Consider the following 23,021-nt stretch of genomic DNA (forward strand, 5'->3'; position numbering starts at 1 on the left):
TCCGCTCCAAAGACAATGTTCTAATTGATATGGCTTATAACAATTGTCAATTTAATGTTCGTGTTTTTTATCAAATCTTTGAATTATGAAAATGATTCAAATACCAAAAATATCAATAAATATCATTGATACAATAACAAAAATATCAATAAATATCATTGATACAATAACAAAAATAAAGATGCTAAATCATATGTGATTTAGCATCTTATTTGTATTGCTATTCGTTGTTTTCTCTTCCAATACTGAAACCATTTTACGCTGCAGCAGTATTCTTCTTTTTGTTTGATTGACTTTTAATCATCGTGCTATTTATCACAAGAGCCAGTAAAGCACATGCAAACATAACAATTGCCATCGGTACCGCAGTAAGTTCCCCTGCAATCCCAACTAATGGAGAAACAATTGAACCACCTACGAACGGCAGTAAACCAAGCATCGCAGAAGCACTTCCAGCATGTTGACCTTGGTTTTGCATGCCAAGTGAAAAACCTGTTGGTCCTACAAGACCAACACTAGAGACAGTGATAAAGAAACCTAACAAAATCATAATCAGTGGCCATTTAAAGATTGCAACTAAGAGCAATAGTAGGCATCCAATCGTTGCTTGCCAAACTCCGAATTTCAATATAGTTCGTTCATCATATTTCCCAATTAAGTGTCCTGTTAGTTGTGTCATCAATACTATACCAATGCCATTTAGTGCAAATGATGCTGAAAACCATTGTGGCGATAAGCCATACATCTTTTGTAAGACAAATGGTGAAGCAGCGATGTATCCGAACATACACGTTAAAATAAAAGATTGGGTTAATGAGTACCCCATGAATTCTTTATCTTTAATAATGATAGGAAATGCTTTAAATGGTGTAAAAAAGTTACCATCGGTACGCTCCTGAAGATGTAATGTTTCAGGAAGTTGCCAAAGTACACCAATCAGTAAAAGGGTACCTCCAAGTGAAAGTGTATAGAAAATAAAATGCCAATCCCCAACTGCCAATAATAGTCCACCCAAAAGTGGAGCAGCAATTGGTGCAATACCATTCACTAAACCAAGGATTGTCATAAATTTCGTCAGCTCTTTGCCACTGTACAGATCACGCGCAGCAGCTTTTGCAATCACAATTCCAGCAGCACCTGTGAAACCTTGCATAAATCGTAAAATAAGATGGATAACAATTGAACTGGTCAAGCCGCAAAGAAATGACGCAAGTGTAAACAAAATAAGTGCACTAATTAAAGGTTTTTTTCGTCCCGATAGATCACTCAGTGGACCGAAAAATAATTGACCAATTGCAAGCCCGATAAAGCAAGCGGTCATACTAAATTGAGTAACTGATGTTGATGTATGTAAGTCATTAGCAACCATAGGTAAAGCGGGTAAATATAAATCCATACAGAGTGGACCAAAGGCAGTTAATGAACCTAAAATGATCACAACCCAAAAAGTAGTCTTTTTTTCTATCGCAATTGTAGTACTCATTTTATCTCCTTTCATTTTTTCATATATCCATAGTGTATAAAGCTTAATGGATATTGTCTAGATGATTAAGATTATTTTTGATTTCAAACTATGTCAATTTCATAAATCCATTTTCGGTTTTTATATACGAACATTTAAACACATTAACTTTTCACTATTCAGATTTGGATGTTCCGCTACAGACGGCGCTTTCCACGGGCTTGGCTTCAATCTCCTCGGTCCAACACGATGTTGGTCACGAAGCCTTTGCCACAGGACGTGGCGTTCTTAGGCTTTGTTCCTTAAAAGATGTGCTCCTGCATCGCTTCGCTAGCTTCGTCGCAAGAAATTCTTTTTAACAAAAGAATTTCTTCCTGCGGGGCTTTCAGCTCAAGCTTTTCCCGTAGGAGTCGCCGTCTTTCGCTCCACAATGAACAAAATTAGATCATTACATCTTGTATATTTTATTAAAGATATTCATTATGAAATTGATTCAGTTAACTATTCTATATAATAATCTCGTTCAACTTTGGAAATTCTGACATGATAATTCTGATACCATTCTTCCTTTCCCCTTTTTTGAGCGATTTGATGTGATGCATTGTTTTTCCAATTCTTAATTGCTTCTAGTGAATTCCAATAGGAGACGGTAATTCCTAATTCATTATCCCTTGCGCTTTCAATACCTAAGAACCCTTCTTGTTTTGTTGCCAGTTCTTCCATTCTTTTTGCCATTTCAGCGTATCCATTGTCTGCTTCTGTACGCTGGGAAGTAAAAATAACCGCATAATATGGTGGCTCCGGCGTTTTAGCTGTTGAATTCATAAATAACACTCCCTACTATTTAATATAGTTTACTTTCACTTGCTTTTAATTGGATTCCTCTATCCTTTAATTATACGAAAATCCACATCCAAATAAAGGGGAATCCTATTTATCAATTTTTATATCCGAGAGAAAAGAAAAATAAAAAAAACTTAATAAAATTCTTACGAAATAAATTCAATTCTCCTAATAATCATGTATAATTATTCGTAGTATATCGAAATGAGGCGAATGACAACATGCATAGTTTAGCAAAAGAATTAAATGAAACTATTCAACAAGAAAATCCTTATGTATATGACATGCTATCTGGTTTAGCAAAAGAAATGTATTTCCCGAAAGAAGGGATTTTAAGCCAATCAGCAGAAGCTGGGAAAAAAGCGAACAAGTACAACGCTACAATCGGCACTGCTTTAGAAAATGGTAAACCAATGCACTTAAAAGTAATTCAAGACACTTTATCTGCATATGAACCTTCTGATTTATACTTATATGCACCACCAGCGGGTAAACCTGCACTTCGTAAAGAATGGCGTAAAAAAATGCTTGCTGAAAGCCCTTCATTAGAAGGCAAAACTTTTAGTAATCCAATCGTTACAAATGCTTTAACACATGGTTTGAGTATTGCTGCTGATTTATTTGCAGATGAAGGTGACGCATTAATCATCCCTGATAAAAACTGGGAAAACTACGACATGGTCTTCGGCATCCGTCGCCATGCGCATACTGTAACATATCCACTTTATAATGCTGATAACAAATTTAATGCAGAAGGTCTTCGTCAAGCTATCCTTAGTCAAAAAGACAAAGGAAAAGCAATTGTATTATTAAACTTCCCGAACAATCCAACTGGTTACACACCTGGTGCTGAAGAAGGTGCAGCAATCGTAAATGCGATTACTGATGCTGCTAATGCTGGTATCAATGTGGTGGCCATTACTGATGATGCATACTACTCATTGTTCTTTGAAGATTCTTTACATGAATCATTATTTGGTGCATTAAGTAATGTTCACGAACGTGTACTTGCAGTGAAAGTCGATGGAGCAACGAAAGAAGAATATGTTTGGGGATTCCGTGTTGGTTTCATCACTTATGGTAATACAAGTGAAGCTTTGTTAGCTGCACTTGAAGAAAAAACAACAGGTATTATCCGTGCAACAATCTCAAGTGGACCACATCCATCACAAACATTCTTACTACATGCACTTCAAAGTCCTGAATTTGAAGCACAAAAACTAGAAAAATTCAACATCATGAAAGGCCGTGCAAACAAAGTAAAAGCGGTTCTTGAAAACTCTGAATTCGAAAATGTTTGGGATTACTACCCATTTAACTCAGGATACTTTATGTGCTTAAAACTAAAAACTGTTGACGCTGACAAATTACGTCTTCACCTTTTAGACGAATATGGCGTTGGTACAATCGCACTAAGCGACACGGATCTACGTGTAGCATTCTCTTGTATCGAAGAAGAAAATATCGAAGAATTATTTGAATTGATTTATAAAGGTGTTAAAGATTTAGAAGAATAAATCTTATATTGAAAAGGCTGATAAGCATATGCTAATCGGCCTTTTTTTGTGCAATTTCCCAACTAACATAGAAACTTCCCGAAACTTCATCTCCAGTAACCACAGCTCTATAAATTCCCGTTTTCTTGACTTTAAACTTTGATTGATCATCGTCAATTAGTTGAGTGGCTACATATCGATTATTTTCATCTTTAATATAAAAGCCGTGTCCCCCACCGTTTTCAGAATGAAACTGTTGCGTAATTTTAACGATTTGACCTTTCTTTACATCAATCGGAATTTCGTATTGTCCATTAAAATAACTAAAAGAAGCTGCATAGGAATTTTCATTCTGTATACTTTCCCAGTTCTTTTTAATTGTATAATCTCTAGACATTAAGATGAACAAACCAATTGGAATAAGGAATGCAAATATATATTTAAAAATCTTCGAATAATTTGATATAACAGTTCCCAGAAAAAAAATTAATGCACAAAACGCTCCAACAACTCCAGCCAAGATAGCATAAACTAAAAATTCCAAATTAAAAAAATCGGCTGAAATGATATTTACTATAAATCCCAAGATAAGAAAAATGCCAAACCCAGCAATTGCATACAATCCGATTTTCTTTTTTATATGAGTAACTGTGTATCTCCGGATTAGCCTATCGATGAAAATGGAAGCTAAAATTCCATAGCCAAATACGAAAGCCCATAGAACTTTGTTTGAAATTCCCTCAACAGTTTGAAACATTTTCATATCTGAACCAAAGAATGCAAATAAGAAGAAGAAAAAAAATAAAAAGCCTGCCGCTGCTAATTTAATGATGATATAAGAAACAATTTGGTTTATATTATGTATTTTGGACAACTCCTTTTCTTTGCACATAAATATCCGATTAATGCCACAAAATCATATATTTTATAACCATCACTAAAGAATCAAATGCCATTCTTATATTTTAACAAAATTCCCTAAATTAAGAAGTAATATAATAGAACAACATTGAAAGAATAATAAAATCCACGTATAATAAAGTAAATAACAACATAAAATTAAAAAAAGACCGCCGATGTTGGTGCATCAAGCGGCCAATAGATAGTCGGTTCCCCAAAGGGATTGGCCTTAAAGGATCAGATAACCCAACCCGTAGAGCGCTCAACTCAAGGATGGGTTATTTTTTATGATTAAATGACAGAATTGTGATGACTAACGTTGCAAACGCAATTGCGAACATTAACGCTTCAAATACTGTCACGGCATCACCCCCCGGGCCCACACAATGTGGGTTATGCAAACGCGGCCGCAGTACGCGGCGAATATTGTCTGCCAATATCTGGAGTATGCCAACCACCCTTGAGTACCAACTATCTAATACATATTATACCAATTTATCGTTCTATTTAAAACTCAAATAAATTTATTAGAAATTAACTTGTATAAAATATTAATCATCGAAAAAATGTACATAAGTAATCAACTAATATATTTTCTCATCGATACAACCTTTAGCTCCTCTCCGTTTGGCTTATGTACAATTTCCTCATCAAAAATTTCATACCCAACTGAACTATATAATTGGATATTCCCTGGAACTACGGGAATAGCTTGAGTTGAAAGCCCCGCAAGGAGATTGAGACCAAGCACGTGGAAAGCGTAGTCTGGAGCATTAATATAAAGTTTTTTAATTCTAATAAAAAAACCCGCCAACATTTCCAGTTTGTTGACAGGTTTCTATTTATTTATTTATATTTTGTACTTCCTATTTTTAATTTCCTGATGACTATGCTTTTGTATACTTTTTAATAGCAGGCATAATCTCTGTAGCAATTAATTCGATATTCTTCATAATTTTATCGAACGGTACGCCACCAAAATCAATTTGAGCCATAAAACGTTGGTGACCATATAATTCATACTGATATAGCATCTTTTCAATAATTTGTTGAGGACTACCTACCATCAATGCTTGGTGACGATCCGGTCCTTCTTCCAATTGCCATTTCGGATAGCCCGTTCCACGAATAAACTGCATTCCAGCATTTAGATGCGGATACATTTCTTCTACAGCGTCTTGTGAATTCTCAGCTGTGTAAAATAATGATGCCGTTGCAATTGGCAATTCAGATGGGTCATATCCACTACGTTCAGCTGCTTCTCGATAAGCATCAACTGAAACCTTAAATGTCTCTGCTGGACCACCTAAAGTCGTTAACATCATTGGAATACCGGCATAACCTGCTTTGATTGCACTTCCTGGTGGTCCCCCTACTGCACGCCAAATCGGAAGTGACCCTGTTTTTGGTTGAGGCAGTATTTCTGCATTTTGTAGTGAAGGACGAAATTTTCCTTCCCACGTAATATGGCGATCTTTGTTTAATTGTATTAGCAAATCCAGTTTTTCTTCAAATAATTCTTCATAGTTATTTAAATCGTAGCCAAGTAAGTCATATGCTCCAACTCGAGAACCACGACCTGCAACAATTTCAGCTCGGCCATGTGATATCAAATCAATTGTGGAAAAGTCTTCATATGTTCGAACTGGGTCTGCTACACTTATGACAGAGGCAGAACTAGCAATTTTTATATTTTTTGTTGCTTGAGCAATTGCCCCTAAAATAACTGTATGACCTTGTGAAGCAAAATATTTTTGATGACTCTCACCTACTGCAAATACATCGATACCTGCTTGGTCTGCTAATCTACTAGCTTGAATGATTTCTTGAATTCGCTGTTCTGCACTAATATGATCACCGTTTAAGGGATTCATCACGTGATCCCCTAAAGTATATAAACCAAATTCCATTCCTTTTGAAGGATCAATACGATATTGTTCCATCATTTTACTCACTCCTTTTAATCAAGCGGTTCTAGTTTTGCTTCGATTAGTTCACGTTCGTCTTCTAAAAATGGCGGTAAATCTAATTTTTGTCCTAGTTCTTCTACTGTTGAATCTGCAGTAAAACCTGGTCCATCTGTTGCCAGCTCAAATAATATTCCATTTCTGTCACGTACATATAAACTTTGGAAGTAGAAACGGTCAATAATCCCTGATGTATGAAGCCCATAATCGATTAACTTATTGTTCCACATTTCAAGTTCCTCTAGATTTTCAACTCGAAGGGCTAAATGATGAACACTTCCACGACCTGGTTTTTCACTAGGTGCTTCAAGCTCTTTCACGACAATTTCACCAGTACGTTCACCTTTAACTGATTGAAGACGAACAAAATCTATTTCATTATCAACAACAGTGAAGCCAAATAAATCTTTCAACAAATTTACTGTTTTATTTAAATAACGAACAGTAATGTCAATTGTGCCTAAAGCGAAAATTTGATGCTCCTCTGGTACTTCTGATGAGGTAACAGGCTTCCATGTTGTCGGAATTCTAGCACCATTATTATTTAAAAGTACCATTCGCAAATCCTCGTGATCTTCAAAGAATAATGCATCCTGCCCCATATATGTCGTTATATCACCGTGTTTTACATCTAGTTGTTCAAAGCGTTTTTTCCAATATTGTAAACTTTCATAGCTTGGTACTAATAAACCGATTTGTGTAATTGCATTCGTGCCTCGTTTCGTGCTTCCTGCAATTGGCATTTCAAAAAATGTAATATCTAGTCCAGGACTTCCTACTTCGTCACCGTAAAATAGATGATACATCGATGGATCGTCTTGGTTTACTGTTTTTTTCACGCGTCGTAGACCTAGAATATTTTGATAAAAATGATTATTCTTCTTTCCGTTTTTTGTTAGCATTGAAATATGGTGATGCCCTTTCATATAAATCGCTCCTTTTTTCAGTTGATTAGTCAATTGATACTTTAAAAAAATTTACTCTGGTTGTAAATTTTTTTCATGTGTGTGCTTTTGTAATTTTGTTGTTAATTCATATAATAGCTTTAGCTCTTCTTCTGTTAATGCTTCATTGAAGAAGGAGGACTGGAATGCCACTTGCTCTGGAGTTGCAACTTTTAATATGTCTTCACCTTGTTCGGTCAGTGAAATCTTTTTAATCTTCCATTCCTGTTTTCGCTCAATCAAGCCGTCCTTCTCAAGTCGAGCTAACATTCGTGAAATTCCACCTTGTGTAACAGTTACTTTTTCAGCAAGTTCAGATTGTGTAATCGGCTGATAGGTTTGAATTTGAATCAGTACATCAAACTGCGCTACTGTCAAATCAAAGCTTTTTAAAAACTCATTTGATAAATAATTACTCTCTGTCACAAAACGAGTGATTCGCATCCAAGTTAGTGATTCAAGTGTATTCTTTTTCATTTTGTTGTCCTCCTTTCTTTGTTCTTGTTATCACTTTACTACTCAAGTGATAAATTGTCAACTACTTGATCAATTAATTTTTGGTACTGAAAAAGTGTAGTAATACAAATATTTATAGTATATATCTGCTATTGATTGAAGTGGAATTAGCTCCGCTTTCCGTGGGCGAACTGACGAGCCTCCTCGCTGCGCTCCGGGGTCTCGTCTAGCTCGTTTTCCCACAGGAGTCTCCGCTAATTCCATCATCAACAATGATAGCTATAAAAGATTTTTATTATAAATTTTCATCTTTATTTCAGTGCCTTCGCTAAGTTCTTGAAGAGCTTTCAGCTTAAGCTTTTCCCGTAGGACTATGAATGAGCTTCACTGAATTTACATCGCACTAAGGAAATGCTAACGCAGTTTCGAGAGCTCGCCGTCGAAAGCGAAGTAATTACTAATTGGATATCATTGAAATTCAGCCAAATTTTATTAAACAGATGTACTCTCTTACTTTAATAAGACATCTTTTAGATTTCGTGAATTCTCTTTATCTAATCTTCCAAATCCTTCTTTTTCATTATTACTGATAATTATTGCAGTTTCATTTGTATTAAACCAAATTCTATATTCATAAATTTTCTCAGGCATATTTTCATCAATCGTGTAGAATAAAGTAGCTAATATATCCTCTTTTCTCGCCATGTCAGCTTTTGTTTTAGGTTCCCAACTCACATTTTCTAAATAGTTACTTATTAAATCTATCTTTTCTTGGTCCGTTATCATGATAACATCTTCATAATTTCCTTCTTCGTTAACTTTTTGAACATCGACTCTTGTTAAGAGTTCTTCTTTTTCAGAACAAGCTACAAGTATAATTCCAAAAGCGAATAAAAAAATCACATACTTTATTATTTTAATTTAGAATCACCTCCAAACAATTAGGCAATGATCGACAATGTGAATTGCTATACGATTCTTTCGTAGCAACAAATTTTATCGCTACACTTCCCAAAATCAATAGTCTTTCACAACAATATATTTAGGATAATCAGAGATATCTTTAATTTCTGATTTTATAAATTCAGGATATAGTTCAACTTCATCAAGTTGAGCGATTGGGATCCATTTATATATCAAGCTTTCGCCTTCAATTCCGTAAAATGGTTTTGTATTAATCTCATAATCCTTATTTATAGTGACTTGATAATAGAATCCTATTTCATGAAAGTTATCCTCATTGAATTTAAAGAAATTTTCAACTGACCATAGTAATCTCTCTATTTGAACGTCAATGTCAAGCTCTTCTTGAAATTCCCTTCGCAATCCGTTCTGAGCTTGTTCTAATATTTTCACCCTACCACCTGGTAGCGACCAAAATGAATCGTTGACAGATTTATGTATTAAAATATGACCCTCCTGTACCAAAACTCCAGCTACCCTAAAATTGAAAATCCCTTGTTCTGTTTTAAATACGGCATCCATTTTAAATTACTCCCCTCATGTTTAAAGATTGCTTTTAGTCTTAGAATTCAACTCCATCCCCCTTTAACATTTTTCATTTTATTATTTTTAACATATTAAACCATTTATTATATAAAATTATATTTAGTGCAATTATATACAGTATAATAAAAATAGATCGATGTTATGAAGATAGAAAAATAGTTCAACAGTTAAGTATTTTCAAAGGAGTAATGATATTGAATGAAATGCTGAAATTTTGGAACGGTGCAGCTGCCATTATTATGTCAGATAACAAATTACTAATGGCTAGAGGAAAAGGTACTTCAAGCTGGAGTATACCATCAGGTGGCATTGAAGATGGCGAAACTGCAGAAGAAGCATGTATAAGAGAAGTATGGGAAGAAACTGGTTATAGAGTGGACATAAGTAAATTGTTACACATCAAAAAAGCATTAATCGAGAATTATAATGTCACGACATCTTATTTTCTTTGCAAAGTGATTGATGGGCATATTGCATACCACGATCCAGATGAAATTATTGAAGAAATTTCTTGGAAAACATTTGAAGATTTTAAAAATATCCAACTCGATTATCCAAAAGATCGAGAAATGTTACTATCCCATTTCAACAATGAGAAGCATTGAAAAAAATTTAGTACTTCTTCTATCATTTCAAAGATCATTCAGCTTGTTAGGTTAATGTAGTAATAATCATAAAAAACAGGCTGCTCTTATTTTAGAAAAGGAAAGGAGGCAACAATAATGATGAAATTTTATTCTTCTTTAGTTTTTACGGTAGCTCTAGTTATTGCTGGTATAGTTTATTGGGATTATACAGAAAGTACAATGATGGGAAACTCTGAAAATGGAATGTGGAAAGCCATGTATAAAGAACAAAAAATCGGCGGTACCCCAATAGGGTGGTTAGCGTCCATTAAACAAAAAAACAATGAAAAGGTTACTGTAAAGAAACTCAAATTTTTAGAAGAAGATAAAATATTAGTAGAGAGAACAGAGTTTTATGAAGGAAGAGATGATGTTGATGGAACAAAATACTCTTTACACCCATTTTCATATCCTGATATATATTTAGGAGATGCTCCTAAAGAAAGTCTTTCATATCAGATTCAAATTATATGGGAAGATAGTAGCGGCAATGAGTATAACGATAAAATTAAACTGAGTAAGTTAGAGTGGCGATGATGATTTACTCACCACTCTAATAATATGAAAGCACGTTCTCTTATTACAGTTCTTTCAATTTCCGTTTCGCTTCTTCATCCCCCTGTAAAGCAGCTCTTTGATACCAATACTTCGCTTTTTTCATATTGATGGGGGTTCCGATACCTGATTCATAACAAAAGCCCAGATTGAATTCTCCGTCAACATCTTGTTTGTCAGCAGCCATTTGATACCAACGAATCGCTTCTTCACCTCGATCATTTTGGAATGATTCATGACCAAGACGATTGGCAGCAAATACATCACCTGCTAATGCTGATTGTGTGAACCAATGTTTTGATTTTTCTAGATCTTTTTCAGTGCCTACTCCATTTTCGTACATATACCCTAGTGTATACATAGATTCCGCCACACCCCGTGCTGCAGCAATTGAAAACAGTTCGTATGCACGTTTGTCATCCTTTTCTACATACTCACCGCGAAAATACATATCTGCGTAATTATTCATCGCATCCGCATGCCCTTTTAACGCTGCTTCCTTATAGCACTTAAATGTCTTCTCCCAATTTTCTTCCACAACCGTCCCATCGTAATAGTAATTACCGATCCAGTAGATTGCATCGATATTCCCTTGATTGGATGCTGCTTCATACCAAGTAAATGCCCAATCATCATGTCCTATGAACTTATAAAATTTCCCAAGTTCTAACTGAGCATCGAAATTACAGTTCATTGCTTTTTGATAAATCATTTTCACTTCTTGTAATTCATCATCTTCCATGAAAATGGTTACTAATTCATCAGCTGGTTTGATGATTTCTTGTAAGATCGTTTGTAAGTCACGAAGTAGAATGTCATGATATTTTGGGTCATAGGTGGAGATACTTTTTACTTGAGTATAGAGGATACCTATATCATCAGAAAAGTCGATTGTTGAAGCATGACAAGACTCAAATACTCTAGAAATATTTGATATCACATCATTTCCAGTCTCAATTAATGGAATAAAATTTGCTGCTACAACATTTCCATATTCAGCAAGTTGTTGCTGCAATTGTTGTAAATTCATGATGGTACACTTCCTTAATGTGTTACTTAAAATCATATTTTTTATTCTTAACTTTGTATTATTTTAAAATAAAATAAACACCGCGTATAGAGTAAAGACAAAATCTTTAAATCAAGTTATTTCCAAGTTTCATCTAATTTATTTGCATAAAATTTAATTGCTTTCTTATAATCTAAAATATTGTGATCTTGTGATGTCTCAGCAATACATCGTAAGAGAAGTTCCATTGCTTCATGATGTTGTTTTAGATTATATAATGTCATTGAGTAAAAAACTTGAAGGGCCTTATTGTTTGGAAAGCGCTCGATTGCTTTTTGAAGTGTCTTTTGCGAATTTTCATATTGGCCAAGCGTTCTATATGTACTTCCTAATCCTAGTAATGCACCTTCAAGATCTTCATCAGTTAATCCAAGTTGAATAGCTTTTTCATAATAAGGAACTGCTTTCGCTTCCTCCCCTAATGCATCATAGCTCCATGCACAATGGTAATTAAATTGAGGATTATTCGGAGACATACGAATTAAATCTAATAAACTTTCATTCGATTCCTCTAGCATACCTTTTTCTCTTAGTTTAATCGCTTTTTGCAATCTTTCATCCATTTCGTTTTAACTCTCCTTCAAATACTAGAATATTTATCTATTTATTAAAAAAGGCGAACAAAAAAATAAAGACTGTCTCAGATGCCTAATTCTCTTTTCAATGGTACCATTGCCATTCCCCTTTTAGAGTTTCTGCCTTTTTTGGACGACGACTATAAAGATTGCAATTAATATCAGGCTGTAGATGAAAATCCAGCCAAACTGCAAGTAATACTCTGCAGGTAAAGAGGTAATTTTATCACCTACACTCATGATTTCAAGGGAGTCCCGCAGAGGCGGAAAAAGCCAGTTTAATGGTTTTATTCTTAGAAAATCAGCTTTCGCCACTGCTATACTCAAGGAAACAATCAGAATACTGATTACCCCCCACCATGAATTTACACTGTTTTTTACAAGGTCCCTTGTAAAAAATAAGGAAAGCGCAATCGAAAGAACGGCAAAACTAAAATGCGCTAATAACCCAATCACAAGATGAATGGTATGGTACCCAGGAGTAAAGGCTTGAAAAACGACAGGATAAGCTACGGCTAGAACGCTAAGGAGCAGACCAACAACTGCACAATTGATCACGAGGGCAATGTAATATCCTCTTTTATTTTTGGCATGCATAATGGTAATTTGTTTTTGCCCTTCGTCCTCCGCATGTAAAATGGTGATTGTGACCCAGCCCATTATAAAAAACAGCACGAGTGAAGTAAATGAGTAACTTTCCAAGATTGGATTAGGTACATAGGTGTAATTAATGATGAGCATCATGATAAAGACCGAAACCGGGGGAATGTATTTGTGTGTTCGAAAATAATTAGCAAATTGGTAGTGAATTAAGCCCTTCATTGTTGCGTTTCTCCTCCTTCTTCAAAACTGTTGCAAAAATTCTGTTTCTTTCTTATGTAAAGGTGCTAAAAGTTTAATCGAGGCCCCGCGTTCCAGAAATTCTCTTACAATCTTATTGGTTTGTTCTTTACTGACATTCACTTCGATCAACCTTCGTCCGGAACTGATTTCCATATCTTTCTCGATGATTACTTTGTCTATTAATGGGAGGATTGATACAGTGCTCGACAATTCAAACACAACCCTGTTCATGAGCTCACTCTGTGGTTGCTGACTGCCCATCTGGATGATTTGGCATTGATGAATGACGAGTATTTGGTCCACAACCTTTTCGAGTAGCTTAGTCTCGTGACAGGTTAAAATAATACTAATGTTCCTTTCCTTTAAGGATATTAAGAGTTCTTCCATTTCACTTTGTGACTTTAGATCAAGGCCGGAAAGCGGCTCATCCATGATCAGTAGATCAGTTTCTTCCAGCATCGCCTGCATGATGGTTACTTTTTGTTTCATCCCCTTTGAAAAATGAGCAATCCTATTGTTTCGGTCGTCTTCCATATGAAATAATTTCAGCAAGGTGTTAATCCGTTGCTGCAGCCAATCTTTCGGCAATCCCCGGATTGTCCCCATATGTGTCAAATACTCTGCCGGCGTAAAGGGAATCACCACCGGTGTTACCTCTGGTACGTATCCAATCCGAACAGGCTCTCCGTTCCGAAAAAGAATTTGCCCGCTATCAGGCTTCGATACCCCCCCAATCATTTTCAATAACGTACTCTTTCCCGATCCGTTTTTTCCAACGATGGCTGTAACCTGGCTGGTTGGAATCGAAAGGGAGACCCCTTCCAGGACCGATTTGTTTTTAAATGTTTTGGTTACATTCTGTAATTCTATAATTGTGTCCACTTTTACACACCCTATCTCTCTTGTTAAAAGAACGAATCTGCGTATTCATAAACCAATAAATACGCAGAAAAGTATAGCTGAACCAACAGCCTCCAATCTGTCCCCTCACATAAAATACAATTTAATAATTTGAGAATCTTGATGTCTAGTTTTTTACTAAATTTCATCCCATGCATACGTTAACAAATTGGCTTGTCCTCCTGCAATTTGGATAGTGCATTGATCAATCAGCTTTGCTCCTAATTTTTCATAAAAGTAACGACTGTTGTTTTCTTCCAATACTTTGACAATGGCGTTTTTAAAACCCTTTTGTTTAAATTTCTCATTCAAATAGCCAAGCAATTCCTTACCATATCCTTTTCCCTGATATTCTTCATAAAAATAAATGGATGTAACATCACCATCATATGAAGGGTACTCCCCCTCTTTCACTTTTGCTCCACTTGCAAAACCAATAATTTTGTCATCTACAATTGCAACAATCACTATATCTTCAACTCGTTGCATATTGCTTATCCAAAGGTCTGTCCTTTTTTCAACTGATAGATTTTGCAAGAAATTATCACTCATAATCCCCTTATAAGTCGTTTGCCAGCTACGAACATGAACTTTTGCAATTTCCTTAGCATCTTCTATTTTTGCTTCTCGAATCATAATTTCCATAGATTTTCCCCCTTCACTATATTAAAAAACTCCAATATTCCTTCATTCCGCTAATCATTGACAAACACAATAACAAAAATAGTTTCTATTTATATTCCCACGCCTCATCGTGGCTTTCTATGCCTCGTTGCGCCTCTCGGAAATGATTTGTTTTTGGGCTTTTTTTGTTAACTTTTCAAAAACTAAATTATATGAATGTAGAATTAGATTTTCTATTAAATCTGTGGGTAAACTTGAATCAAGATAGATAGAATTCCAGTGTGTTTTGTTCATATAATATCCAGGGACAATACTTTCATAAACCTCTCTTAATTCTTCAGCTTGAGTAGGCTCACATTTTAAAGTTATAATAGGTTTTCTTTCAGAATCTCCCCCCATCATCGCAAACATCTTCCCACCAACATGATAACGATCCGCTTGCCAATCTTCTTGATAATCATGCGTTGCTCCAAGTAGGCTCAAACAAAATGAATGTAGTTGTCCTCTTTCCATTAAAAGCCCTCCTTTTTTAATAATAAATCCAATTCCATTCACCAATTGATACAGGTTAATTATTTGTACATTTTACCATTAAAAGATATAAATGTATGCAAAATAAAAAATATTTATTATTGGTTACTTTTTTACTAATATTCTATAGGAAATGGCGTGAAACCTACAGTTTGTTATCTGTTATCAGAGCTTGTACAAGTGAATTGGAAAAAGCTTAATTCTTTCCAATTACAAAAAATGCCTCCCTCTAAATTGTAGAAAAGAAGGCACTTTTTTATTAAATTATCTAAAACACTGATAATGTATTATATTACGTCTATTTACTACACGGAAACTCCATCTTCTATTGCGACTACTCCAGCGATAACCAAATATTTGATCCCTTGTTACTGCGATTGGGAAAAACCAAAAATTAGCTCCATCGAATGTCCAAATATACGTATTAGTAAATAGGCAAGAGTGTATGCCACTAGACCCTTGTTGCCATGTAGGCATAAATGGTACAAATTCTGGTGGTGCTGATGTTGGCATTTGACCTGAAGGTGGTCCTCCTGGCGGGCCCATTGGTGGCCCTGATGGGAATCCTGGTGACGGTCCAAAGGATGGTGGGCCTGATGGGAATCCTGATGGTGGTCCCATCGGCGGTCCAAAGGATGGTGGGCCCATTGGTAATCCTGGTGGTCTTCCCATTGGTGGCATGTTCTGTCCTCCTGGAAATTGAGGTGAAGTCATTTGAAATCCTCCTTTCTTCATAACGTAATATATGAAGAAATAGATATTTGCCCTCAACAATAGCCCGCTTTATAAACGAATATTAAATAAAACTTTCTAAATACTCTCCCTCCCCAATCCAGGTCAGCCAGATATTTCTGATTGACCTTTAGTTCAATAATGAAAAGCTTCCATTAAAGAAAGCTTCTTGTTCATCCAAGTACCCGGTAGTTCAATAAAAGTAAAACAAAATTGCTACCACATAACTTGCGCTAGTTAGTAATTCAAATTAGGGAATGCTCAAATCAAAACGTAATTATGATAATCGTAAGGGAATTGTATGTATATATTAATCTAATTAAACTGCATATTAAAAATAATAATTTGAATAAATAAATAATTATGAATATACTAATAATTACAAATTCGTATTAATGAGTTTTCTGTTGTAAACGCTATCAATGTGCGAATTTGAAAACTAACATTAGAAGAGGGGATTTTTAATGAGTAATGTAAAAGCTGTAGAAGTATATGATGCAGGTAATATCTGTCCAGATGATTTACCGTGGGTTCCTTATTTTGGGGTGGCTCATTTTAAGTTACTTAAGGTTAATACAGTAACAGGCCAAACTATTACCCTGTTAAAAGTTCCTGCGGGGACACAGCTTCCTACCCATTTCCATCCGGGAACGGTTATTGTGTATACCATTAGTGGCTCTTGGAGATATATAGAGAATGATTGGGTTTCTAACGCTGGGGACGTAGTTTATGAGCCTGCTGGATCCCAACACACACCTGAATCTCTAGGAGATGAAGAGGTTATTACGTTAAATATTGTTGAGGCAACATTAGACTATGTGAATGAGAATGGAGAAATTATTGCTAGAGATAATTGGCAGTCATTATTGCAAAAATACCACGATCATTGTGCGGCTGAAGGAATTACACCTATAGATGTGACTCAATTTTAATAGTAAGATTAAAAAAAGAGAAGCCCTTCCATAAGACGAAGTGGCAACTCTTTTTTCTTATATTTTCGTAATTTCAGATTTTAGATAATGAATATACTTGTTTAGTAAAATGGATAAAAGTTTATCTTCAGATAAAACTAATCCAAAAGAAATATTGAGACCACTATGATTTACCAAATCAACGGGAATGATATCTCCATTTATAACGGAGGGATAATTTTTCATGATAAAATCAGGAGCAAATGTAATAGCCAAACTTTCAATGATAGCTTGGAGAATGCCGTCCGAATTATTTGATGTAAATAGGATTTTCATGGGCTGGTTTTTGTTAAAAAACTCATGAACAAAGTATTGCATAAATTCACCGTAATATGTAACGAGCATTTGATCTAGTATCTCATGTGAAGATATAGCATCTGTAAACGCTAAGGGAGAATGTTTAGAAACATAAACTTTCTGCTTCCCTTCAACTAGTGATTCAAAAGCTATTCCTTCCATGTTTATGTTCCAATCTGGTGAATAGGCTATCAGTCCGATGTCGGTCTTATGCTGGCGAACATCTTCAATCACAGAAGAGCCGCTTTTTTCATTTATTTCTATATTTACTTGTGGATAATCTTGTTTAAAAGCAGCAAAAGCCTTTACTAGAACCGTCGTCAATCCCGGTATGGAAGATACTTTTAGCTCCCCTCCTACCATGGAATTAAGTGAGTGGGCGGTCTCCTTGATTTCCTCAAATTTTCTTAACACTTCGTAGGCTTGTTTCAGAATGATTCTACCTTCCTCGGTTGGTACAGCACCATGTCCCCTTGAGCGATGTAAAATTTTAAGCCCCAATTCCTTTTCTAAACTAGTAATGGATTGGCTAATAGCAGATTGAGTCACATAAAGATTTTGTGCTGCTATAGAGAGGGAATTGTGTTTTGCGACTTCAACAATATATAGTAATTGTTCAAAGTTCATAGTTTTTCTCCTTGTCTATTAAAAAATGCTTATCAAACTAAATATTGTGTTTGATTGGAAATGAGAACCAGTAACACTAGGCTGTTTAGTTAGTAGCTATACTTGAGTTAATTTCATAATTTTGAGCCCTTGCTTCTATAAGCTTAAAATAACAAGAAAATAGAGCATCTCCCCAAATCCTGTAAAATGAGTGTTACGATACAAACATAAACAGACTGGAGGAATGCTCTATTCCTATTATACGACAAGATAGTCTAATTGATATGCAAATTTTATATAATTCGTTATGGAGACTACTGTTAAGCATGATTTTAAAGAATCAAGCACGCCTACGCTATCTATGGAAGGATTACAATTAAATATTCAAGGACCTTTGAAAATGTTGTTTAAATTGTATTTTTGTTTCTGCTTTACTTTCCAACTAATACAAAGACATTTTCATCAGGTGCCTCCATTACAGCAACATGTCCAGATTCAGTTGCAAATGGAGTTCTAATCCACTGAATTTCTTCGTTTTTACTAAGTTCAGCATATACTTGTTGCACATCTTCAACAAGAATTTCAATTTCTATGAAATCGTTTTCTGGATGATTACTTAGTACAAGTTCTGAACTTTCTTTGTGAGGGAATTTTAAGCCAATCAAAGTCCAAGTATTCCCGTTTTCCAAGATTCTTTCAATCTTCCAATTTTCCGTTAACCCCATTGAAGTATAAAAGGAAATTGATTTTTCGATATCCTTTGTATGAATACAAACACATTCTAATTTCTTAAACAATTGACACATCTCCTTATGATAGTGAAATAAGAACAAACGTTCCTCATTGATAATAGTACTATTTACCATTTAATAAAGCAACAATTTGTCAGAAAATTCCCTTTAAAAATTGTCTATTTTTATATAAAGGATCTGTTTAGCTTAAATGTTGTTTTTCTTCAAATTAATAAGCATATTCAAAAATCAAATTCGAATCCCCTTTTCTTTTCAAGTCACGAATTACTAAGAATCACTCCCTAAATAACAATTAGCTTTTAATGCATTCTAGGCAATGGTGGATCAGGAGTAAAAGTATCAACTGCAACTACGATAAGATAAATAGTCCAAATAATCATTGCAAATACGCTACCAATTTTAATTAATTTGATTTGAATGTCTGATAGCTCTGGAGTTTCTTTGTATCTCCATTTATCAAAATAGAAATAACTTTCTTCTGGGTCATAGAAACTCCAAATACCAAACAAGTAAATCGGAATCGAAAATACTATACTAATAAATAACATTTCACGACCTCCATTGAACATTTAAAATATTTACGTATGTAAATCCTTTCAAGATTCATTAATTCTATTTTTATTTTTAACTAAGGTGAATCAATTTCATAAATACTTTTCTAGGTAAAAAACACGAATATTTCTAAATATACAATCCGATAATTCGGATTATACTTCAAATATACTATTTGTTTAATATGCCGCTACAGATGGCGCTTTCGTGCTAAGCGATCGTTGAGCCTCCTCGGGGCAACAGGATGTTGGTCACGGAGTCGTTGCCACAGGACGTGGCGTTCTTAGACTCCGCTCCTTAATCGCCCTGCGGGGTCTCACCTGTCTCGCTTTCCCGCAGGACATTGAATGAACTTCACTGAATGAACATCGCACGAAGAAAATGCGAATGCATTTTCGAGGACTCACCATCTTCCGCTACTTGACAATATTCTAATAGATATAGCACAAACAATCCCCTCATTTAACGTTCGTGTTTTATTTCAAAACATTGAATTATGAAATTGACTAAGCTAACTTGTTTTATATATCCCCAATAAGCTAGTTACTTAAATAAAAAACCACTTTGAAAATCAATTCAAAATGGTTTCTTTTGGTTATTTTATTTCGTGTACTATAATCCCTTGCTAGTTATCTTGATTTTTCTCGACAAATTCTTTAAGTGCGAGTAACTTTTCATCCCAATATTGTTCAAAAAAGATTAGCCAATCTTTAATTTCAGTTAATGGTTGTGGATTTAGCTTATAACGATTTTCTCGCCCAACTCTTTGATTGCTTACAAGTCCTGCATCTAAAAGAACTTTTAGGTGTTTATTTATAGCAGTTCGACTTATTGGGAATTGTTTTGTAATTTCAGAAATAGGAAGTTCATTGTTTGCAAGTAATTGTAACAATTTACGACGAGTAGGGTCTCCAATTGCTTGAAAGACGTCATGTCGATCTTGCGATGAGTCCAATTTATGCCTCGATGTACTTTGGTAGGCTGATATTGACTATTTTTCCCCAGCCTCCATCCATTATTTCCCGAATCATTGTATGTGGTTGTCCAAACTCGGTATTTTTTTCTTCATCCCAACCAGAGTGAATTAATGTGAATTCTGTTTTTCCTGCTTCTAATTCTTTTAATTCCATTGTCAAATGCCAATCCTTGCCCCAGTCAAACCCTACTTTGTACGGTGGATCTAGTTCTGTTACTTTACATGGGGAATCACCAAATTGGCCTGCATGTAGGATGAAGTCACGACCTAATTCAGCTTCAAAAGTATTGGGCATCCACCATGCACCAATTCCTTCAGATGTTGAAATAGCTTTCCATGCTTTCTCAATAGGTGCATTAAGAATAATTGTTTTACGTATTTCTGGTAATGTATTTGTCATTAATTTATAACCTCCGTTGTTAAATGCAACACCTTTTAGTGTTACATTTATTATAACACCTTTTAGTGTTACTTTGTGAGTAAATTTATGATTCTATACATCAGCATTTATTTTTGATTGAGAAGTAATCCTCAAGAAATTACATGTACATATGATTCATAAAAAGCATTCAGTTTTTTAAGTGCTGTTTCAAAATTTAGTGAAACCACTGAAATTTGTACAAGGCGATGTTTTTTCAAATACATACTTTCATCATGTAAAAGTAATCCATTCAGTTTTGCGTCATCGCTAAAATGTTCAAGTTCCAATGGTAATTTCATCGATACAATCATTGGATATAAAGATTTTTGAACTATACAGTATTGTAAGAATGGCGATTTTGAAATTTGTTCCATTCTAGTTTGAAGTAGGTCAAATCGCTTGGGATATTCTTGTAATGCTAAAAGTGTATTTGCCACTAAGAATGCAGGCATTGTAAATGGTAGCGGATTATTAAAATGATGTGCTAAGTTTATATAGAGAGGTGCATCATTTTTTTTTGGTTTTCCATTTGTAAAAATAAATGCTAATCCACTCATTGCACCTAGTGACTTTCCACTCACAGCGGTTGCTATATGTAATTTCTCTATTGAAAATGAAAAAGAGCCAAATGAGCTAATACAGTCTGCACAAACTTTAACATTATATTTTTGGGCTAACTTTAGTAGCGGTTCAAAATCGTTGCAAATTCCTATCGATGTTTCACCGTGTACAAAGCAAATCCAATGATAATTACCAGTCCATAAATTCTGTTCAATCTCCAATAAATTAAACGATTCTCCCCATTTGTACGTACAAAGATCAAAGTTTAAATGCCATTTCTTTGCTTGTCGTATTAGTCGTTCACCAAATTCTCCATTTGAGATTATTAACCCTTTTGTTTCTTTAAAATCGGCTTTCATTTGACCAAGCATTACATCGTTTGCTAAGGTTCCTGTTCCGACAAGTGTTGTAACATGTTTTGCGTTTGATAATTCCAGAAGCTTCACTCTCATCTCATTATATAGAGATAAAAACTCTGAAGATCGATGTGAAGTACCTGTATGTGTAAGTGGTTGTTCTTGTTCAACGGGTCCCGGGAAAAAAGTATTTTGTGTAAATCTTATCCGTTCACTCATTTTGGATCCGTTTTTCCGTGTTAAAATCATAGGCAAAAATTTCGCATCTTCTGTCCCAACTTCTTCAGCAAATTGATGAAAACCTAATTGATTATAGAGTTTTTTCTCTCTCGTAATGCCCGAAATAACAGCTGCTGTATAACCTATATCATACACATAAGAATAGATACCTTTAGCAAGTTGACTAAATACCCGCCCATTTCGAAATTCTTTTTTGACAGCTAAAAGTCGTATTTCACAAAGTTTATGACAAACTTCTTTCTCCAACAACAACTCCACATTTCCAATTTTCTCATCTAACGAAAATGGACGCTGATCTCGAAACGCTAGCATACCTACCATCTCAGTACCTTTGTATACAAGCAAATATGTATTTTCAGAATGGAAACGATCTATTAATCTTTTCTTTTCATTTGGTCGATGCTGTGGAATCTCCTCTACAAATGTTTCATAATTTAATTTAGCAATTTCATCAAATTCCTTATCGGTTCTGGCAATTTTACACCAATACATATTCAAATCACTCTTTCCATTAAATTTTCACGATGTTTCCAAGTAATAAACAAAAAACTAATAATTATAGGGCTATACATTGGTAGATGAAGAAGATAAATACAAAAACTGTATGTAAGGAAACCAAACATCATACTAGATGTCAGACTCTTTGTAAATGGCAAGGTCATTACTGTTCCGCAGATTAGCATTAAAAAGAGCAATGGGTTTAAACTTAATAATCCACCAATCATTGTAGCTACTCCTTTTCCTCCCTTTAGACGTAGCCAAAATGGAAAAAGATGCCCGAAAATACAAATTACAACTCCAAAAGATACGATGATCTCATCAAACTCAAAAAATCTTCCTATATAAACAACAAGTGCACCTTTTAAACCATCAAACAAAAGTGTAATAACAAATGCCCATTTTCCTAAGGTCCGCCCTGCATTTCGTGCCCCTAGATTTCCACTGTTTTTCTGTTGTAATGATATACCATACCAATTACCCACGAACCAAGCAGACATAAAGGTTCCAATGAAGTAACAAAATAACAAGTAATAAAAATTCTCCAATAAAGCACCTACTTTAATCATTTATGTTTCATTTTCATTTTTTATAGCTCTCCAAACAATATAAACTTCCTATATTTACTAATTATCCCCTTAATTTTATTGTAAAACACTCTTAGTAATATTCCCACATCATTTAGCTAAAACATTTTTTACACTAAAAGGAATACTGACTAATAAAGCTTTCTATATAAAAAATGTTAACTAGATAAAT

At 34.8% G+C, this 23,021-nt stretch carries 26 protein-coding genes; 4 read left to right on the plus strand and 22 right to left on the minus strand.

Annotated elements, in window-relative coordinates; genetic code table 11:
- Nucleotides 1–256: 256 nt before the first annotated feature.
- Nucleotides 257–1,483, minus strand: a complete 1,227-nt coding sequence (locus tag ACIQ4I_RS03900; RefSeq protein ID WP_403092925.1) for a multidrug effflux MFS transporter — start codon at nucleotides 1,481–1,483, stop codon at nucleotides 257–259.
- Between the two features lie 480 nt (nucleotides 1,484–1,963).
- On the minus strand, nucleotides 1,964–2,287 hold the full coding sequence (locus ACIQ4I_RS03905; protein ID WP_403092928.1) for an antibiotic biosynthesis monooxygenase family protein: 324 nt from the start codon (nucleotides 2,285–2,287) through the stop codon (nucleotides 1,964–1,966).
- A 239-nt stretch (nucleotides 2,288–2,526) separates the two neighbouring features.
- On the opposite strand from ACIQ4I_RS03905, the gene ACIQ4I_RS03910 reads away from it, so the two are divergent.
- Nucleotides 2,527–3,822 carry an aminotransferase class I/II-fold pyridoxal phosphate-dependent enzyme gene (locus tag ACIQ4I_RS03910; protein ID WP_403092930.1) on the plus strand — a complete coding sequence of 432 codons (1,296 nt, stop codon included), beginning with the start codon at nucleotides 2,527–2,529 and terminating at the stop codon, nucleotides 3,820–3,822.
- 31 nt (nucleotides 3,823–3,853) lie between these two features.
- Here ACIQ4I_RS03910 and ACIQ4I_RS03915 read toward each other — a convergent pair whose 3' ends face one another.
- The 6 genes from ACIQ4I_RS03915 to ACIQ4I_RS03940 form a co-directional block, all read right to left on the minus strand.
- The gene (locus ACIQ4I_RS03915; RefSeq protein ID WP_403092932.1) at nucleotides 3,854–4,675 is read right to left on the minus strand and encodes a hypothetical protein; all 822 of its coding nucleotides are present in this window, start codon (nucleotides 4,673–4,675) and stop codon (nucleotides 3,854–3,856) included.
- A gap of 913 nt (nucleotides 4,676–5,588) precedes the next feature.
- Complete coding sequence (locus ACIQ4I_RS03920; RefSeq protein WP_403093382.1) at nucleotides 5,589–6,644, minus strand: LLM class flavin-dependent oxidoreductase; 1,056 nt, start codon at nucleotides 6,642–6,644, stop codon at nucleotides 5,589–5,591.
- A gap of 17 nt (nucleotides 6,645–6,661) precedes the next feature.
- Complete coding sequence (locus ACIQ4I_RS03925) at nucleotides 6,662–7,594, minus strand: ring-cleaving dioxygenase (protein ID WP_403092934.1); 933 nt, start codon at nucleotides 7,592–7,594, stop codon at nucleotides 6,662–6,664.
- Nucleotides 7,595–7,645: 51 nt separating this feature from the next.
- Nucleotides 7,646–8,089: a MarR family winged helix-turn-helix transcriptional regulator gene (locus tag ACIQ4I_RS03930; RefSeq protein WP_403092937.1), complete on the minus strand. Its 444-nt coding sequence runs from the start codon at nucleotides 8,087–8,089 to the stop codon at nucleotides 7,646–7,648.
- Between the two features lie 489 nt (nucleotides 8,090–8,578).
- Nucleotides 8,579–8,854: a hypothetical protein gene (locus ACIQ4I_RS03935; RefSeq protein WP_403092940.1), complete on the minus strand. Its 276-nt coding sequence runs from the start codon at nucleotides 8,852–8,854 to the stop codon at nucleotides 8,579–8,581.
- A 231-nt stretch (nucleotides 8,855–9,085) separates the two neighbouring features.
- Nucleotides 9,086–9,553 (minus strand): NUDIX hydrolase, encoded by a 468-nt coding sequence (locus tag ACIQ4I_RS03940; RefSeq protein ID WP_403092943.1) that lies wholly within the window; start codon nucleotides 9,551–9,553, stop codon nucleotides 9,086–9,088.
- Between the two features lie 227 nt (nucleotides 9,554–9,780).
- Between ACIQ4I_RS03940 and ACIQ4I_RS03945 the strand changes: the two genes are divergently transcribed.
- Together ACIQ4I_RS03945 and ACIQ4I_RS03950 are read left to right on the plus strand one after the other, a co-directional pair.
- Complete coding sequence (locus ACIQ4I_RS03945; protein ID WP_403093384.1) at nucleotides 9,781–10,182, plus strand: NUDIX hydrolase; 402 nt, start codon at nucleotides 9,781–9,783, stop codon at nucleotides 10,180–10,182.
- Between the two features lie 117 nt (nucleotides 10,183–10,299).
- Nucleotides 10,300–10,740 carry a hypothetical protein gene (locus tag ACIQ4I_RS03950; RefSeq protein ID WP_403092946.1) on the plus strand — a complete coding sequence of 147 codons (441 nt, stop codon included), beginning with the start codon at nucleotides 10,300–10,302 and terminating at the stop codon, nucleotides 10,738–10,740.
- 43 nt (nucleotides 10,741–10,783) lie between these two features.
- On the opposite strand, the gene ACIQ4I_RS03955 is transcribed toward ACIQ4I_RS03950, so the two are convergent.
- From ACIQ4I_RS03955 to ACIQ4I_RS03985, 7 genes are all read right to left on the minus strand, one after another.
- A complete protein-coding gene (locus ACIQ4I_RS03955) occupies nucleotides 10,784–11,788 on the minus strand; it encodes a tetratricopeptide repeat protein (protein ID WP_403092948.1) in 1,005 nt (334 codons plus the stop codon).
- A 116-nt stretch (nucleotides 11,789–11,904) separates the two neighbouring features.
- On the minus strand, nucleotides 11,905–12,390 hold the full coding sequence (locus ACIQ4I_RS03960; protein ID WP_403092951.1) for a tetratricopeptide repeat protein: 486 nt from the start codon (nucleotides 12,388–12,390) through the stop codon (nucleotides 11,905–11,907).
- Between the two features lie 123 nt (nucleotides 12,391–12,513).
- The gene (locus ACIQ4I_RS03965; RefSeq protein ID WP_403092953.1) at nucleotides 12,514–13,224 is read right to left on the minus strand and encodes an ABC transporter permease; all 711 of its coding nucleotides are present in this window, start codon (nucleotides 13,222–13,224) and stop codon (nucleotides 12,514–12,516) included.
- 21 nt (nucleotides 13,225–13,245) lie between these two features.
- Nucleotides 13,246–14,127: an ABC transporter ATP-binding protein gene (locus tag ACIQ4I_RS03970; RefSeq protein WP_403092955.1), complete on the minus strand. Its 882-nt coding sequence runs from the start codon at nucleotides 14,125–14,127 to the stop codon at nucleotides 13,246–13,248.
- A gap of 156 nt (nucleotides 14,128–14,283) precedes the next feature.
- Nucleotides 14,284–14,790: a GNAT family N-acetyltransferase gene (locus tag ACIQ4I_RS03975; RefSeq protein ID WP_403092957.1), complete on the minus strand. Its 507-nt coding sequence runs from the start codon at nucleotides 14,788–14,790 to the stop codon at nucleotides 14,284–14,286.
- A 117-nt stretch (nucleotides 14,791–14,907) separates the two neighbouring features.
- A complete protein-coding gene (locus tag ACIQ4I_RS03980) occupies nucleotides 14,908–15,282 on the minus strand; it encodes an MmcQ/YjbR family DNA-binding protein (protein WP_403092960.1) in 375 nt (124 codons plus the stop codon).
- Nucleotides 15,283–15,564: 282 nt separating this feature from the next.
- Nucleotides 15,565–16,014, minus strand: a complete 450-nt coding sequence (locus ACIQ4I_RS03985) for a hypothetical protein (RefSeq protein WP_403092963.1) — start codon at nucleotides 16,012–16,014, stop codon at nucleotides 15,565–15,567.
- Nucleotides 16,015–16,496: 482 nt separating this feature from the next.
- Here ACIQ4I_RS03985 and ACIQ4I_RS03990 point away from each other — a divergent pair, with 482 nt between their 5' ends.
- A complete protein-coding gene (locus ACIQ4I_RS03990) occupies nucleotides 16,497–16,964 on the plus strand; it encodes a 2,4'-dihydroxyacetophenone dioxygenase family protein (protein ID WP_403092965.1) in 468 nt (155 codons plus the stop codon).
- A 57-nt stretch (nucleotides 16,965–17,021) separates the two neighbouring features.
- On the opposite strand, the gene ACIQ4I_RS03995 is transcribed toward ACIQ4I_RS03990, so the two are convergent.
- The 7 genes from ACIQ4I_RS03995 to ACIQ4I_RS04025 form a co-directional block, all read right to left on the minus strand.
- The gene (locus ACIQ4I_RS03995; protein WP_403092968.1) at nucleotides 17,022–17,927 is read right to left on the minus strand and encodes a LysR family transcriptional regulator; all 906 of its coding nucleotides are present in this window, start codon (nucleotides 17,925–17,927) and stop codon (nucleotides 17,022–17,024) included.
- 410 nt (nucleotides 17,928–18,337) lie between these two features.
- Nucleotides 18,338–18,703, minus strand: coding sequence for a VOC family protein (locus ACIQ4I_RS04000; RefSeq protein ID WP_403092970.1), 366 nt, complete (start codon nucleotides 18,701–18,703; stop codon nucleotides 18,338–18,340).
- Nucleotides 18,704–18,957: 254 nt separating this feature from the next.
- Nucleotides 18,958–19,206 (minus strand): DUF6199 family natural product biosynthesis protein, encoded by a 249-nt coding sequence (locus ACIQ4I_RS04005; RefSeq protein WP_403092973.1) that lies wholly within the window; start codon nucleotides 19,204–19,206, stop codon nucleotides 18,958–18,960.
- 629 nt (nucleotides 19,207–19,835) lie between these two features.
- Complete coding sequence (locus tag ACIQ4I_RS04010; RefSeq protein WP_403092975.1) at nucleotides 19,836–20,165, minus strand: ArsR/SmtB family transcription factor; 330 nt, start codon at nucleotides 20,163–20,165, stop codon at nucleotides 19,836–19,838.
- A 1-nt stretch (nucleotide 20,166) separates the two neighbouring features.
- The gene (locus tag ACIQ4I_RS04015) at nucleotides 20,167–20,586 is read right to left on the minus strand and encodes an SRPBCC family protein (protein ID WP_403092977.1); all 420 of its coding nucleotides are present in this window, start codon (nucleotides 20,584–20,586) and stop codon (nucleotides 20,167–20,169) included.
- A 131-nt stretch (nucleotides 20,587–20,717) separates the two neighbouring features.
- Entirely contained in the window at nucleotides 20,718–22,256 is a 1,539-nt protein-coding gene (locus ACIQ4I_RS04020; protein ID WP_403092980.1) for an aminotransferase class V-fold PLP-dependent enzyme, read from the minus strand.
- Between the two features lie 2 nt (nucleotides 22,257–22,258).
- Entirely contained in the window at nucleotides 22,259–22,810 is a 552-nt protein-coding gene (locus tag ACIQ4I_RS04025) for a glycerol-3-phosphate acyltransferase (RefSeq protein ID WP_403092983.1), read from the minus strand.
- Nucleotides 22,811–23,021 lie beyond the last annotated feature (211 nt).

This window comes from Rummeliibacillus sp. NPDC094406 (assembly GCF_044763875.1).
In the GTDB taxonomy this organism is placed as follows: Bacteria; Bacillota; Bacilli; order Bacillales_A; family Planococcaceae; genus Rummeliibacillus.